Below are 14,703 nucleotides of genomic sequence, written 5' to 3' on the forward strand. Positions count from 1 at the left end.
TGAACGGCATCGGTCTGGACATCTCGTTCTATTTGCTCGGCGGTGGAGTGACATGTCATGCTTGTGGTGACATCTCATGCTGGCGGCGCCTTCGGTGGGTCCGCAATTCTGGTGAGGCCTGCTTGCACGTCCTGCATTGTTCCCTAGGGTCTGGCGACTGACGATGGAGGTCCCCGACGAGAAAGTCGATTGCATCGTCATCGGCGCCGGCGTCGTCGGCCTGGCGATTGCGCGGCAGCTGGCGCTCGATGGACGCGAAGTTCTTGTCGTGGAGGCCGAGGACAGCCCCGGGCTGGGCACGTCGAGCCGCAACAGCGAGGTCATCCATGCCGGCATCTACTATCCGAAGGGCAGCCTGAAAGCGCAGCTATGCGTCGAAGGAAAGAACGCGCTTTACCGCTATTGCGAAGCGCGCGGGATTCCGCACAAACGCATCGGCAAGCTGATCGTCGCCGCCAGCGACGCGGAATTGCCGATTCTGGAGGGGATCCGGACCAAGGCTGCGGACAATGGTGTTGCGGACCTGGAGATGCTCAGCCGCTCGGATGTGGAACGCCTTGAGCCTGAACTGGACGTTGCCGGCGCGCTTTTGTCCCCAAGCACGGGGATCGTCGACAGCCGCGCGCTGATGCTGGGGCTACAGGGCGATGCCGAGAATGCCGGTGCCACCTTTGCGTTTCGCGCGCCGGTTCTCGGCGGGAGCGTCGACGAAACGGGCTGCGAGCTCCAGTTTGGCGGCGATATGGAAGGCTATAGGATCGCCGCAAATCTGGTCATCAATGCGGCCGGATTGTCAGCCCATCTCGTTGCCCGAAGCCTCGCGGGCGGGCATGGCGGCAAAATCCCAGATGTCACCTACGTCAAAGGCAATTATTTTGCGCTTGGACGCCGCCCGTCCTTCAACCATCTTGTTTATCCGGTTCCGGAACCAGGCGGCCTCGGAGTTCACCTGACGCTGGATATGGGCGGATCGGTTCGTTTCGGGCCGGACGTCGAGCCCGTCGATGAGGTCGGCTACGCGGTCGACCCAACTCGGGCCACGCCATTTTACGCGGCCATCCGACGCTATTGGCCGGGGCTGAGGGACGGGGAACTGGAGCCGAGCTATTGCGGGCTGCGGCCTAAAACGAACGGGTTGCAGTTCGGCGATTTCGACATTCTGGCAGATTCGTCCGGACGGCTGATCAGTCTTTTCGGAATCGAGTCACCTGGCCTGACAAGTGCGCTCGCCCTGTCGGATAGGGTTGTCCAACTAGTCAGAAAGACGAACTCGTCTTGCCTTAGCCTTTGACCGCTCCAGCGGTCATGGATCCTGATATCTGCCGATACATCACAAGACCCAGCAAGGCCGGCGGCAAGGCGCCCAGCATCATGACCGCGGAAGCGGTTCCCCATTTTACGCCGCCGCCGCTTGCGGCGAAAAAAAACGATGCGCCGACCGTCATCGGGACGGCACGGCTGGTTGTCAGCATGAGGCCGAAGAGGAACTCGTTCCAGGCAGTGATGAAGCCGAAAATGAAGGTTGTGACGAGCGCCGGTCGGATGACGGGCCGGACGATCATCATCATCACCTGCAAGGAACTTGCGCCATCGACTTTCGCCGCCTCGTCGAGTTCGACCGGTACATCTGAAATCGCGTTCACCAGGATGACGAGCGCAAGCGGCGCGTTGACGATGGTCAGGATGAGCCCGAGCCCGATCTGCGTATCGAGCAGGCCCAGCCACTGGTACATCATGTAGAGCGGGATCGCGAAGATGATCAGCGGTACGGCGCGAAGGTTGATGATGATCGGCAGGACCAAGCGCTTTCCCGCCTCGCTACGCGCGATCGCATAGGCAGCCGGGAACGCGAGCGCGATCGCAAGGCCGGTTCCAATCAGCGCCGCCACGGTGCTGTTCAGCAGGTAGGCATAGATGTTGAAGCGGCTGGTCTGCGTCAGGACCTCCAGATAGTTGTCGAGCGTCGGCTGGCTGATCCACAAACCGGGGTTCGTCGAAAGCTCGCGCTGGCTTTTGAGCGATGTGATCAGCGTCACGATAATGGGGAAATTCATCGCCAGCACGGCGATGGCAAAAACGACCCAGCGCAGTGCCCTGACCATCGTCAACGCTTCCTGCGGCCGGCAAGCCGGTTAAGGCCGTGGAGAACGATGAACGAAGCCAGGAACAGCACAACCGAAGCGGCGACCGCCTTGCCGATAGCCCCTTCCTTGAAGAAGGCCTGGTAGATGTAGATCGACAAGGACGTTGAACCGCCAGCGCCACTGCCGGTCAGTGCGTAGACATTGTCGAACACCCTGAAACCGTCGATGAAACGGATGAAAAACGCGATGACGAGCGTCGGCTTCATCAACGGCAGGTCGATCCAGCGGACAATCTCAAACGGTGATGCGCCATCGAGCGAGGAGGCTTCGCGCACGTCGAGCGGTATGGCCGAATAGGCCATGTAGAAGAGCAGGAAGGCGAAAGGCGTCCATTGCAGCGTCTCCACGACGACAAGGGTGCGGAAGGCATTGTCGATGTCGAGGAAGGCCGGGCTGTCGCCGAACCATTCGAAGAGATAGTAGGGGACGGGGCCCGCGAATTCATGCAGCACCAGCCGGTACATGAGACCGACCATGGCCGGCGCGACCATCAGCGGCAGCATCAACGGCGCCATCAGGACTGGACGCTTGCTCAGAAGCGGCGCCAGGAAGATGGCAAGGAAAAGGCCGATCAGACATTCCGCCGATGCGGTAAGAATACCGAAGCGCAGAGAGAACCAGGCCGAGCTCCAGAATTCGCGGTCGTTCAACACCGCGACATAGTTACCGAAACCGCTCAACACCGGACTGCGCAACGTCTCGAATGTGACGGTCGAAACGGAATAGATCAGATTGACGATCGCCGGAAAGCCGAGAAACAGAAGCAGGAAGCCGACCAGCGGCGTCAGATACTTCCTGCCTTCGGCACGTGTCACAAGGGCCATGTCGATCCGCCAAACGCGCCGGATACCGGGCCTCGGCCCGGCGTCCGGCCAATAATTTATTTCTTCAGAAGGTCCTGCATGCCCGCCTTGGTGTGGGCGAGCGCATCCTCGAGGCTCTGCTGGCCGGACCAGTAGCCGGTGAACTCCTTTGCCTGCAGCTCATAGACCGGAAGCGCATTCGCGGACGTCGCCCCGGTCATGACATAGCCGTACTTGCTGGCGAATTCGCCGAGCTTGACGAGGTCGGGACGTTCCTTCGCAATCTTGCCGACGACATCGGGAGACAATGCCGGCGAACCGCCGCTGCGCGCATAGAGCAAGGCCGCCTCCTCGGTGGCGAGCCACTTCAGGAACTTGACGGCGCCTTCCTTGTTCGTGGCGTTCTTGTTGAGGCCCAAACCAAGGCCGTGAATATGATCGGCGCGTCCGTCGGGACCTGTCGGCGGCGCGACGATCCCGGTCACCTCGGCGACGGCCGGGGATTTTTCGGTGCTGGTCAGATCCGCCGCCGCGGCATTCCACTGCAGCGCCGTTGCGGCCTGGCCGGATGCGAAGGCGGCGTTGGTTTCCGCATATTCGTAGCTCAGCGAATCCTTGGGCGAAGACCCGGCATCATAGAGTTTCTTGTAGAGCTCAAGGCCGGTCTTGTAGGCATCGGAATCCACCGTGACATTGCCGTCCTTGTCCATCCAGTCGCCGCCGTAGGAGCGCGGCAGGGACTGGAAGACCATCATGTTGAACAGCAGGTTCTTCATCTGCAGGACCGTGCCATAACGCACCGGGCTGTCGGGGTTCACCTGCTTGGTGAAATAGAGGGCGGTGGCCGCCCAGTCGTCCCAGGTCCAGCTGTCCGGGTCTTTCGGCTGCAGCGGCTTGCCGAGATATTTCTGGGCAATTTCACCATAGGTCTTCCTGGCGGCGTCATCCCTGATCAAGGCGTCGATGAGATCCTTGCGGTAGTACATGAAGTGCAACGAAAGGTCTGTCGGCACGCCGTATTGCTTGCCGTCGAACTGCATCGTCTTGAGAACGGATTCGCCGAAAACCTTGGCCGCGTCCGCGCCAAGATCGATCGGCTCCATATAGGGCGCGTAGCGACCGAGCGAGTAGGTGGCGACGAGGTTCACGTCGAAGGCACTGGATCCGGCCGCCATGTCGGCCTGCAGCTTGTCGTAAAAGCCTTCGCGGTTGAAGAACAGCAACTCCACCTTGTCGGCATCACTGGCCTGCTTGTTGTAGGTTTCCACGGTTGCCCGCAGTGCGGTTTCCTCGGAGCCGCCAGGCCAGCCGAGCACGGTCACGGTTGCGTTGGCAGAGGTCGGCAAAGCCGTCCCCGCAAGGAGGGTGGCCATAAGCGCAAAAGACGTCCTGCTCAATTTCATGATCGTTCCCTTCTTTTTTGATGATTTTTGCATGACATGACTGGGCGCGCCGTTACCTTGCCCATTCGGCAAGATCGGCAACACCGATGACGCCGGCGTGGCCTGCGAGCTTCGCCGCTACGAGATCGGGGGAAAGGCGCGGCGGGACCTCGCTCAGATGTGCGCGCACCCGGTCGAGATAGCCTTCTGCAAGACCGATGCTGCCGCCGATGACGATCAATTTGGGATCGAACATCATCTGAATGTCCCGGCACAGCGTCGCGACCCCCGAGGCGCTCTGCGAGACGATGGCGCAGGCCCAGGCCTCGCCCTTCAGCGCACGCCTGAACACATCGACGGCATCGGCCTTGAAGCCGGCCTTGAGGGCTTGCGAAGCGATCCAGCGGCCGGAGGTGCTGTCTTCGAGCGGAGCCCGGTCTTCAGACAGACCACGGATCAGACCGAAGTGACCCGCTAGACCGGACAGCAATCGGCCGTTGCAAACAATGCCGCCGCCAATTCCGGTCGAGATGGTCAGAAAGACGATGTCGCGACCTTGCCCGGCGCCGAATTTGTATTCGCCCCAGGCAGCTGCCTGGGCATCGTTGAACGCACAGACCGGCTTGCCGAAAACCGCGGATGCCCTTTCGACCAGCGGGTAGTCATCGGGAATGCCAAGCGTCGCCGGATTCAATGCCGACCAGCGCCCATCCTGCATCAGTCCGGTCACCGCAATGCCGATACGACTGAAGCGACCGGACCAGGCCGACGTACTTTGCGCAAGGGATGCCAGCCAGGCGTCGGGTCCAGCCTCTCGCGCGGTCGGCACGATCATGTCCTCGATCACCTTGCCGCCGCTGACCAGCGCGGCCATGGTCTTGGTTCCCCCGATGTCGATGCCCAAGACGGATGGGCCCAGAACGGTTGGGCCCAGGACACTTGGGCCAAGCACGGTTTGCGCGCCCCTCGCCGCATAGGCGTCGGAAAGCGCCTGGTGGAACCATGAGGTGACGTGCTCGGTACGGGTGATCGCCGAGCCGACAACCACGGCACAGGCGCCGGCGCGCGCGGCGGCGGCCGCCTGCTCAGGCGACCGGATACGCCCTTCGGCGATGACGTAGGGGCTCAGGGTTCGCATTTGAGCGACGAGGGCGATGTCCGGATCCTCCGGCTCCGGCCCGCCGACATAGCCGGAAAGCGTCGTGCCGACGAAATCGACACCCGCGGCAAGGGCCCGGCGCGCATCGTCAAGGCAAGAGCAATCGGCCATGGTCAGCTTGTTCCTGGCCTTGACGGCTTTCACAAGCGCTTCGACAGGAACGGGACGGACACGGTCCGTCGCATCGAAAGCGATGATATCGGCTTCCGCCTCGGCCAGGGCTTCGACATCGGCCAGATAGGGTGTGATGCGCACGGGGCTGTCGATGAGATCGCGCTTGACGATACCGATGATCGGCACGCGGACGGCCAGGCGGGCGGCCGCGACATAGGGCACGGATTCGATGCGCAGGGCCTTGGCTCCGGCTTCAACAGCGGCCTTGGCAAAGCCTGTCACGAATTGCGCACTATCCATCGGGCCGCCGGGAACCGGCTGGCAGGACACGATGAGACTGTTGGCGATGTCTTCCCGCTGCACGTCGGCACTCCCCTGTCGCCATCACGATAGATGGAAAATACCAGATTACAACCAGTTCATAACTGGTATTATCTTTGCAGCTCGAAGACGAAATCGTAGACGTCACCCTTGTATCGTGTCTCGCAGTATTCGACGATTTGTCCGTCGGCGAGAAAGCAGCGGCGCTCGGTCATCAGCAGCGGTGCGCCCGCCTCGCAATGAAGATGTTTTGCATCCTCCAGCGACGCGCCGCGCGAGCGCATGCGCTGGATTGCCCTCTGAGGCAGGAAGCCGCGTGCATCAAGCGCTTCATAAAGGGAATCCTGAACCATCTCGGGCGAAGGAAGGAAGCGAACCGGCACGGCCGAGACCTCGACGGCGATCGGCGCGCCATCGGCCGTCCTCACACGACGCATCCGAACTACATTGGTATTGCCTGCAATACCCAAGGCCATCATTTCGGCTGGGGATGGGCGGCTTATCTGCTTGGAAAGCCATAGACATCCAGGCTTCAGGCCGCGCGCCAGAATGTCCTCCGAAAAGCTCGTCAGCGTCGAAAGCGATTTCTCGACCCGCGACCCGATCTCGGTTTTGGAACCATGCCGGCGATTGAGTTGCCCTTCCTCTTCGAGCAACGCCAAGGCCTTTCTCACGGTGACACGTGAGATCGACAGAGCTTCCGCCAGAACCCGCTCGCCTGGCAGAACCGCGCCGGCCTTCAATGCATTGGAGCGGATCGCTGCCTCGATCGCCGATTTCAACCGCCTGTAAAGCGGCACATCAGACGCTGTCGCTTCCATTTCCCGACTGACAAGCCCGATCAGGTTCACGGTTGTCATTGCCTTTCCTCCGCGCGAGAAGCACCCTGGATCGGAACATTCCTGACTGGACCTATACTGGTATTATCAATCCGGTGCAAACGGCCAGCGGACGGTGCTTCGTCCGCGCCCCCGGCACACCACGATCCCTCAGCGAACCCGCGGTGACAACTTCATGGAGATGCGATCGCAGGCCGCGCGCAGGACCTCTAGAGTATAGGCATGGCGGCTTTCACGCGTATGGCGATTGATATAGGCGACGATAATGGAGGCGACGGCGCTGCCGTCCGGTCCGATGACCGGACAGCAGATATCGGTGATGCCGACGAAGTCACGGCTTTCGCGCATCCAGCAGCCGTCCGCGCGGATGATCCGAAGCTGCTTTTCCAGCGCGTCACGATCCAGCGGCGCCGGGGAGTGCGCCTCACTTTCATCGATCATCCGCGCCGCGACCTTTGGCGGCTGGAAGGCAAGTATCACATGGCCGGAGGTCGCGTCGGTGGCTAGGCGGCCGTATCCAAGGCGTAGCGTGAACGCCATGTCCTCGCCGCCGGGAACGGCCGCGGTTACGACGGTCAAGCCATGATTGAAGACGACCAGGTGCGGCGACTGATTTGAGTCTCCGGCAATCCGCGTCAGTTCGGGCATGGCGGCGGACATGAGATCCTGAGCGCTCGGCGTGTGCAGCCCCAGCTTGAAAAGCTTGTCGGTCAACGAATAGGCGTCGGTCTCGGCGTTGCGCTCGATGTATTGACGTTCCTGCAGCGCGATCAGCATTCGGAATATCTCATTTTTCGAACGGCCTAGGCCTTCCGCGATCTCCTTCATCGTCAAGGGTGCCCGCGCTTCCGCCAGCAGTTCCAGAACATCCAGGCCCTTGCTCAGCGCCGGGGCCGAATAGGTCGGTTTGCCACTCTCTTTTGCGTCATCTGACATTCGAAGAATCCCCGGTGGTCCGCGCACGATAGAGATAAGGAATCGGAATTGCCATTGGTTTTATATCCAAACTTGACACCATATATAAAACTGACATGATGGCCGGGACAATGAATTCGAGGCCGACCCGATGATCGTACCGAGACCTGCAAACACTGTGCGCGCAACCATCGCTCCCCGGAACAACAGTGTTTACACGTCGGTCGATTTCGATCGCGAGGGCAAGCAGGTCGGCTTCTTCCATGTGCCCCAATCGCCGCACGACGATGCCTGGGGCACGGTCCGCGTTCCGCTCGCCGTCATCAAGAACGGAGACGGTCCGACGGTCCTGATCGAGGGCGGCAACCACGGCGATGAATATGAGGGGCCGATCGCGCTCGGCGAGCTTCTGCGCGAGATCGATCCACGGGATATTGCCGGTCGCATCATTGCGATTCCGGCCATCAACATTCGGGCTGTCGAGGCCGGCACCCGCACCTCCCCGGTCGACGGGTTGAATTTCAACCGCAGTTTTCCGGGCGATTTCAACGGCACGCTGACAAGCCAGATCGCGGCTTACGTGCATGACATCCTGTTTCCGATGGCCGACTACTTCCTGGATCTTCATTCCGGCGGTTCGTCCCTGATGATCTTGCCGAGCGCGATCATCGAGCCATCCCCGACCGCGCAAGGGCATCGCAAGAACATCAGGGCGACGCTCGCCTTCGGGGCGCCGACCGTTGTCATGGTCGACAATCTCGGTGAAACCCGGACTTCGACCGCGTCCGCCAACCACCAAGGGCTGATCGTTATCGGCAGTGAGATGGCCGGCGGCGGCCTTGTCAGTCCGGATGCGCTGGCCATCTGCCGCAGGGGCATCCGCAATGTGCTGAAACATGCAGGCGTCCTGAAGGGCGCGCCTGACATCGCCCCTGGCGCCAACGCGCGCGTGCTCAAGGTGCCCGGAAGCGAAGGCTATCTGCTTTCCGAGGAGGACGGTGTCTTCGAGCCCTTGAGCCCGCTCGGCAGTGCCGTCAGCAAAGGCGACCTTGCCGGACGCATTCACTTCCTCCACACGCCGTCACGCGCGCCCATCGATCTCCTTCACCCCGTCGACGGCATCGTTTTCGCCAAGCGTCAGCCCGGCCGCGTGCGTCCGGGGAATTGCTGCTTCGTGCTTGCCAACGAATATCCGGAGGCACTGACCGATGAGCCATGAGGACATCATTGCGGCTGCCCGGCGCATTGCCCCCTTCGTACGGCGCACCCCGGTCGTCAAGCTCGGCCATGCCACGGGCGCAAACCTTCAAAATGATGTCTATCTGAAACTGGAATGCCTCCAGGTGAGCGGCTCCTTCAAGATCCGGGGCGCCACGAACCGGGTGAAGACGCTCGAGCCGAGCCGGATCGAAAACGGACTGGTCGCCGCATCCGGCGGCAATCATGGCCTGGCCACCGCCTGTGTGGCTGCCCGGGCCGGCGTTCCCGCCACCATTTACCTGCCGAACAATGCAAGCCCGCTGAAGGCGGAAAAGCTGCGCAAATGGGGCGCTGACGTTCGCTTCGCAGGCAATGTCTGGGATGAAGCGCATGAGGCGGCGTTGGCCGAGGCAAAAGCGCGCGGCGCCTTCTACATGCATCCCTTCGCCGATGCGCAGATCGTGTCCGGCCAGGGAACCGTGGCGCTGGAGATGGCGGACCAGATTCCCAATGCCGACATCTATATCGTCGCGATCGGCGGTGGCGGCCTCATCAGTGGCATGTCCGAAGTCCTGAAGCACGTCAAACCCGACGCCAGGATCATCGGTGTCGAGCCGACCGGTTCACCGACCCTTCATGCCTCCCTGGCTGCCGGCCGTGTCGTTCGCTTGCCCGAGATAACGACGAAGGTGGCGACCATGGCCTGCGGCCGCACGGATGAAAGCATCTACGCGATCGTCGCCAAGCACGTCGACGATATCGTCCTTGTCGAGGATGCGGACATGCAGAAGGCCGCTGAATTGCTCTGGTTCGAATTCGGCATCGCCGCCGACCTCAGCGGCGCGGCATCGCTGGCCGCGTTGACGAGCGGAGCTTTCAAGCCACCGCGCGGCGCCCGCATCGCCGGACTTGTCTGCGGCGCCGGTGTCGAGGGCCTGAATGGCTGAGGTCGAGCAAGGCCGGTCCACGCAGGGCGCGGCCCTGACATGGATACGGCACGAGTGCCGCGGAATACCGCCGGAATGCCTGTCGCTGGGACGGTCGTCGTGCGGGACATGAAAAAGAGGCGAAGAATCGCCCTGTCGCAACAAGAGGAGAACTGAAACATGCGCCTTTCCTTGAAAGCATCCATTGCTCTGCTCGCACTCGCCACCGCGACGCCCTCGCTTGCCGCGGAAAAGGTTCTTGGGCTTGCGGCAATCGACCTGCAGAATTCCTTCTTTGTCCGCATGAAGGAAGCGGGCGACGTGGCTGCCGCCGACTATGGGGTGAAATCCACCTGGCAGAGCGCCGAGGGCAGTCTGGAAAAACAGGTCAGCATCATCGAGAATTTCATCAATCAGGGCGTCAGCGCGATCCTGATCGATCCGATCGACAAGAACGCGGTCATTCCGGTCATCCAGAAAGCCACCGCCGCCGGCATTCCGGTGATCACCATGGGCAACAAGGTCGAGGCCGGCTCGAACTACTCGACGCTCTATCCGGACTACGACAACATGTCGATGGTTGCCCGCGCGCTCGGCAAGTCGCTTGGCGGCAAGGGCGAAGTCGCCCTGCTCGTCGGTTCGCGTGGTAACTTCGTGTCCGACACGCGCGAAAAAGGCTTTGTCGAAACCCTGAAAAAGGAGTTTCCGGATATCAAGGTTGTCGGCATCGAGCCGACCGGCTGGGACGCAGCCAAGGCAACCAATGCCGCCCAGACCTGGCTCACCACCTATCCGGATCTGAAGGCCATCGGCTGCATCTCCGACAGCCTTTGCCTGGCCGCCGATTCCGTTGCCAGCTCGATGGGAACCCAGCTGCTCTACGGCGGCTATGACGGCGACGCCGAGATGAAGCCGCTGATCGACGACGGCAAGATGGTGATGGACGTGCTGACCGGCGCCTATCGTGTCGGCTACTGGAACATCGCCGTTGCCGCTCGCCTGGCCAACGGCGAAAAGCTGCCGCAGGATCTCTACATGCCGACCTATTTCGTGACCTCGGATGCGACGGCGGCAAAGCTCAAGGCGGATGGCCTCACCTTCGAATACATCAACACCGACAAGGAGGCGGTGGAAGCCAAGAACTATACCGAGCAACTCGGTCCCAAGGTTCCGGCGACCGCCATGACCCTGGCAAAGTAACAGCCTAAAGCGGCTCAAGCGCCGGATGACATATCATCCGGCGTCCCCTTTTCCTGACGATCGCCGTCGCCGCTTCCGTGGTGACCGCGCATGATGCTCGATAAGAGGACCGACCCATGTTCCAGTCCTGGACCTCTCCGTTACTGCGGCGCAACGAACCGGTTCTCATCGCGGTGCTGCTGGTCGCCATCGCCGTCTTCGGCTGGATCGATCCGCGTTTTCTGTCGACCGGCAATCTTGTCAGTATCGCGCAGCAGAGTGCGGTCATCGCCCTCATCTCTTTTGCCATGACGGCCGTGATCATAGCGCGCGGCATTGATATTTCCGTCGGCAGCAATCTTGCCTGTTCCGGCATCGCCGCGGGCCTTGCCTACACGGCAACCGGCTCGGCGAGCTTGAGCCTTCTCGCCGCGATCGGTGGCGGTGCCGCAATCGGTCTGCTCAATGGAGCGCTGATCGGCTTTGCCGGCATCTCCCCATTCATCGCAACGCTCGCCACCATGGCGTTTGCGCGCGGCCTGGCGCTCAGTCTCTCCGGCGCATCGAGCATCGCGGTCGCCGATCCGGTCATGCTTTTCGCGGGACGCGAGACGATCGGCCTCCTGCCGGTCTCCGTCATCATCGCCGCCATCTGCCTGGGCCTCTGGTGGTTCGTGCTCAATCGCACGGTGTACGGGCGCTGGATCTATGCGGTCGGCGGCAATGCGGGAGCAGCGCGGGCCTCACTGGTTCCCGTCGACCTCGTGCGCATCTCCGTCTACCTGATTGCCGGCGCAACGGCCGGGCTCGGCGCGATCCTCACCATCGGCCGCCTTGGTTCGGCACAGCCGCTTGCCGGCACCGGGCTTGAATTTACAGCCATCACAGCCGCCATCATCGGCGGCACGAAACTGTCCGGCGGCCAGGGCTCCATCTGGGGAACGGCGATCGGGGCGCTGCTGCTGGGCGTCATCAACACCGGCCTGTCCTTCCTGCAGGTACCACAGATCCTGATCTACTTCGTGACCGCGAGCCTCATTCTGGTGGCCGTTCTCACCAGCCAGCCGGAGAGTGTCGCCGCCCTGTTCAAAACCAGTGGCCGCAAGTCCACCCCGTCGCCCCGCAACACCGCCGCAACACCGGTCGGCAAACACAGCATCGCCTTGCGCGGGCTTGGCAAGTCTTTTCCGGGCGTCAAGGCACTCGACGGTGTCAGCTTTGCCGTCTCGGCCGGCGAGGTGGTAGGACTTGCCGGCGAGAACGGGGCCGGAAAATCGACGCTGGTGAAGTGCATTTCCGGTCTGCATCGTCCGGACGAGGGTGAGATCGTCATCGACGGCAACGCCGTCCAGTTCCACTCCCCCAGCGACGCCAAGGGCATCAGCGTCATCCATCAGCATTTCAGCCTTTCGCCGGACCTGACGGTGGCGGAGAATCTCTTCATCGGCCGCGAACCGCATACCCGCCTGGGATTTCTCGACCGGGCCCGGATGCGGCGCGATGCGAAATCCATCATGGACGAGCTGTCGCTCGATATCGACATTGGCGCGGAGCTGCGAACGCTTTCCGTCGGGCACCGGCAGATGGTGGAAATTGCCCGTGCCGTTCTGTCCGATGCCTGGTTCTTCATCATGGACGAGCCGACCAGCGCGCTCTCCAACCGCGAGCGCGACCAGCTCTACGACCTGATCGACAGGCTGAGAGCTCGCGGCGCCGGCATCCTCTACATCTCGCACAAGATGGAAGAGATCTTCAGCCAGTGCGACCGCGTCGTCGTTCTGCGTGACGGACGGTTCATCGGCGAGCGCCAGACCCGCCAGACCAACGAGGCCGAGATCGTCTCCATGATGGTCGGGCGCGATGTCGGCGACATCTTCCCCTATCTCGAAGCGCAAGTCGGCGAAACCGCGATCGAGATCAGCAACATCTCCGATGGCAAGCTCTTGAAGTCGGCCACGCTCAGCGTGTGCAGGGGCGAAATCGTCGCGCTCGCCGGCCTGATGGGAAGCGGCCGCTCCGAGGTGCTCAGGCTGATTGCCGGCCTCGAGACCATGCATGGCGGCACGCTCAGAATTTTCGGCGGGCAGCAGACCGGCGGCGACACCAAGGCCGCCAATCGCGCCGGCATCGTCTACATACCCGAAGACCGGCATCTGGAAGGCTTCGTCGGCACGATGTCGATCAGGGACAATCTGTCCCTCGCCTGGATTCGCGATAACAGTCACTTCGGCCTGCTGAGACCTCGCCGCATCCTGGCACTCGCCCGCGATCTCATCGGCTCACTCGGCGTGCGGCCGGCCCAGCCCGACAAGATGACCATCGAGCTTTCGGGCGGCAATCAGCAGAAGGTCGTCATCGGCAAATGGCTTGCCACTAAGCCGAAGATCATCCTGCTCGACGAGCCGACACGCGGCGTCGACGTCGGCGCAAAATCCGAACTCCATCACCTAATCGCAAGATTGAAGGCCGAGGGCGCGGCGATCCTCATGGTGTCGAGCGAGTTGCCCGAGGTTCTCGGCGTTGCCGACCGCATCGTCGTCATGCGCGAAGGCCACTCTGTCGGCACGCTGGCTCGTGGGGCGACGGAAGAAGACGTGATGACGCTGGCCTTCGGTGATCGCACGATCACACCACAAGCTTGCGCACCCCGGCCAGCATCCAACCTTGCACCATGCCTGTAAGGAGAAACCCTTTGAGCAAGCTGAAAATCGCCATCGTCGGTGCCGGCTACATGGGTCTCCTGCATGCGCAGGTGGTTGCCGCGAGCCCTGTCGCGGAACTGTCGGCATTCCTTGATCCGAATGCTGCCACGGGGAGCAAGGCCGCGTCCGATTTCGGTGCCCGGCATTTCCGCGATGCCGCCACAGCGCTGGCCGCCAATGCCGCCGACGCCTATATCGTGGCGGCACCCGACACGCTGCATGAAGACGTCTGCCGCACGCTGCTCGATGCCGGCAAGCCGGTGCTGCTCGAAAAACCGATGGCTCACGATCTTTCCGCTGCCAAGGCGATTGTTAGAGCGGCGGAGAGAAACGGCGCGCGCCTGTTGGTCGGCCACATCCTGCGGTTCGACCCGCGCTATTGCGAGGCCGCGGCAGCGGTGAAATCCGGGCGGATCGGCGAGCCGATCCACGGCAGCAGCGGCCGTTTCACCAATCGCGAAGTCGGTCTTCGCATGAACGGAAATTCGAGCGTCTGCTTCTACCTCGGCGTGCACGACGTGGATGCGCTGCAATGGATCTCAGGTTCGGACATCATCGCCGTCTACTCCCGCCCGGTCGCCAAGCTCATGCCTTCGCTCGGAGTTAGATCCGAAGATGCGATCTTCTCCACCGTCGAGTTGTCGAACGGAATGAGCGGACAGCTCTATTTCGGCTGGACGCTGCCACCGACCGTTCCGACCGGCATCTGGGCACGCACGGAAATCATCGGCACCGAAGGCATGATCGACCTCGACGTGCGCGACCACGGTCTACGCATCCTGTCGCATGGACAGTGGTCGCAACCCGACGCCCTGCACTGGCCGACCGTCAATGGCCGTATCACCGGGGATCTCTTCGAGGAGGTCCACCATTTCATTTCGGCGGTTCGCGACGATACCCCTTTCGTGATGCCGGTTAACGACGCCCTGCGCGCCGTCGCCGTCAATGATGCAATCCTGCGCAGCGTCAAATCAGGCCTGCGCGAACCGGTCGAAGACTGGCACATCCGATGAGAGAAC

Annotated in this window: 12 protein-coding genes; 6 read left to right on the plus strand and 6 right to left on the minus strand. The window is 62.0% G+C overall.

The features are described from left to right. The first annotated feature begins 163 nt into the window (after window positions 1-163). Window positions 164-1,291 carry an NAD(P)/FAD-dependent oxidoreductase gene (locus tag NKJ04_RS12195; protein WP_352675139.1) on the plus strand — a complete coding sequence of 376 codons (1,128 nt, stop codon included), beginning with the start codon at window positions 164-166 and terminating at the stop codon, window positions 1,289-1,291. Here the strand turns inward: NKJ04_RS12195 and NKJ04_RS12200 are convergent. From NKJ04_RS12200 to NKJ04_RS12225, 6 genes are all read right to left on the minus strand, one after another. After that, window positions 1,281-2,102 carry a carbohydrate ABC transporter permease gene (locus NKJ04_RS12200; protein WP_352675141.1) on the minus strand — a complete coding sequence of 274 codons (822 nt, stop codon included), beginning with the start codon at window positions 2,100-2,102 and terminating at the stop codon, window positions 1,281-1,283. The two genes, NKJ04_RS12195 and NKJ04_RS12200, sit on opposite strands and share 11 nt — an antisense overlap. Window positions 2,103-2,104: 2 nt before the next feature. Further along, the gene (locus tag NKJ04_RS12205) at window positions 2,105-2,968 is read right to left on the minus strand and encodes a carbohydrate ABC transporter permease (RefSeq protein ID WP_352675144.1); all 864 of its coding nucleotides are present in this window, start codon (window positions 2,966-2,968) and stop codon (window positions 2,105-2,107) included. 56 nt (window positions 2,969-3,024) lie between these two features. Further along, window positions 3,025-4,320 carry an ABC transporter substrate-binding protein gene (locus NKJ04_RS12210; RefSeq protein WP_352675147.1) on the minus strand — a complete coding sequence of 432 codons (1,296 nt, stop codon included), beginning with the start codon at window positions 4,318-4,320 and terminating at the stop codon, window positions 3,025-3,027. Between the two features lie 82 nt (window positions 4,321-4,402). Further along, entirely contained in the window at window positions 4,403-5,902 is a 1,500-nt protein-coding gene (locus tag NKJ04_RS12215) for a putative N-acetylmannosamine-6-phosphate 2-epimerase (RefSeq protein WP_502897910.1), read from the minus strand. A gap of 131 nt (window positions 5,903-6,033) precedes the next feature. Next, a complete protein-coding gene (locus tag NKJ04_RS12220) occupies window positions 6,034-6,783 on the minus strand; it encodes a GntR family transcriptional regulator (RefSeq protein ID WP_352675152.1) in 750 nt (249 codons plus the stop codon). 129 nt (window positions 6,784-6,912) lie between these two features. Beyond that, the gene (locus NKJ04_RS12225; RefSeq protein ID WP_352675296.1) at window positions 6,913-7,698 is read right to left on the minus strand and encodes an IclR family transcriptional regulator; all 786 of its coding nucleotides are present in this window, start codon (window positions 7,696-7,698) and stop codon (window positions 6,913-6,915) included. 130 nt (window positions 7,699-7,828) lie between these two features. Here NKJ04_RS12225 and NKJ04_RS12230 point away from each other — a divergent pair, with 130 nt between their 5' ends. The 5 genes from NKJ04_RS12230 (at window position 7,829) to NKJ04_RS12250 (ending at window position 14,697) form a co-directional block, all read left to right on the plus strand. After that, the gene (locus tag NKJ04_RS12230; protein WP_352675155.1) at window positions 7,829-8,896 is read left to right on the plus strand and encodes a succinylglutamate desuccinylase/aspartoacylase family protein; all 1,068 of its coding nucleotides are present in this window, start codon (window positions 7,829-7,831) and stop codon (window positions 8,894-8,896) included. Then, complete coding sequence (locus tag NKJ04_RS12235; protein ID WP_352675157.1) at window positions 8,886-9,824, plus strand: threonine ammonia-lyase; 939 nt, start codon at window positions 8,886-8,888, stop codon at window positions 9,822-9,824. The genes NKJ04_RS12230 and NKJ04_RS12235 overlap by 11 nt, the downstream gene beginning before the upstream one ends. A 159-nt stretch (window positions 9,825-9,983) precedes the next feature. After that, a complete protein-coding gene (locus NKJ04_RS12240) occupies window positions 9,984-11,003 on the plus strand; it encodes a sugar ABC transporter substrate-binding protein (protein WP_023809448.1) in 1,020 nt (339 codons plus the stop codon). Window positions 11,004-11,119: 116 nt separating this feature from the next. Then, window positions 11,120-13,663: an ATP-binding cassette domain-containing protein gene (locus NKJ04_RS12245; protein WP_352675160.1), complete on the plus strand. Its 2,544-nt coding sequence runs from the start codon at window positions 11,120-11,122 to the stop codon at window positions 13,661-13,663. Window positions 13,664-13,674: 11 nt separating this feature from the next. After that, window positions 13,675-14,697: a Gfo/Idh/MocA family protein gene (locus tag NKJ04_RS12250; RefSeq protein WP_352675163.1), complete on the plus strand. Its 1,023-nt coding sequence runs from the start codon at window positions 13,675-13,677 to the stop codon at window positions 14,695-14,697. The last annotated feature ends 6 nt before the right edge of the window (window positions 14,698-14,703 follow it).

This window comes from Mesorhizobium sp. M0618, from assembly GCF_040320765.1.
In the GTDB taxonomy this organism is placed as follows: Bacteria; Pseudomonadota; Alphaproteobacteria; order Rhizobiales; family Rhizobiaceae; genus Mesorhizobium.

Coding starts and splice junctions, on each gene's coding strand:
- NKJ04_RS12230 (WP_352675155.1), top strand. CDS start 7,829: ATGATCGTACCGAGACCTGCAAACACTGTGCGCGCAACCATCGCTCCC.
- NKJ04_RS12225 (WP_352675296.1), bottom strand. CDS start 7,698: ATGTCAGATGACGCAAAAGAGAGTGGCAAACCGACCTATTCGGCCCCG.
- NKJ04_RS12195 (WP_352675139.1), top strand. CDS start 164: ATGGAGGTCCCCGACGAGAAAGTCGATTGCATCGTCATCGGCGCCGGC.
- NKJ04_RS12245 (WP_352675160.1), top strand. CDS start 11,120: ATGTTCCAGTCCTGGACCTCTCCGTTACTGCGGCGCAACGAACCGGTT.
- NKJ04_RS12205 (WP_352675144.1), bottom strand. CDS start 2,968: ATGGCCCTTGTGACACGTGCCGAAGGCAGGAAGTATCTGACGCCGCTG.
- NKJ04_RS12235 (WP_352675157.1), top strand. CDS start 8,886: ATGAGCCATGAGGACATCATTGCGGCTGCCCGGCGCATTGCCCCCTTC.
- NKJ04_RS12240 (WP_023809448.1), top strand. CDS start 9,984: ATGCGCCTTTCCTTGAAAGCATCCATTGCTCTGCTCGCACTCGCCACC.
- NKJ04_RS12220 (WP_352675152.1), bottom strand. CDS start 6,783: ATGACAACCGTGAACCTGATCGGGCTTGTCAGTCGGGAAATGGAAGCG.
- NKJ04_RS12210 (WP_352675147.1), bottom strand. CDS start 4,320: ATGGCCACCCTCCTTGCGGGGACGGCTTTGCCGACCTCTGCCAACGCA.
- NKJ04_RS12215 (WP_502897910.1), bottom strand. CDS start 5,902: ATGGATAGTGCGCAATTCGTGACAGGCTTTGCCAAGGCCGCTGTTGAA.
- NKJ04_RS12200 (WP_352675141.1), bottom strand. CDS start 2,102: ATGGTCAGGGCACTGCGCTGGGTCGTTTTTGCCATCGCCGTGCTGGCG.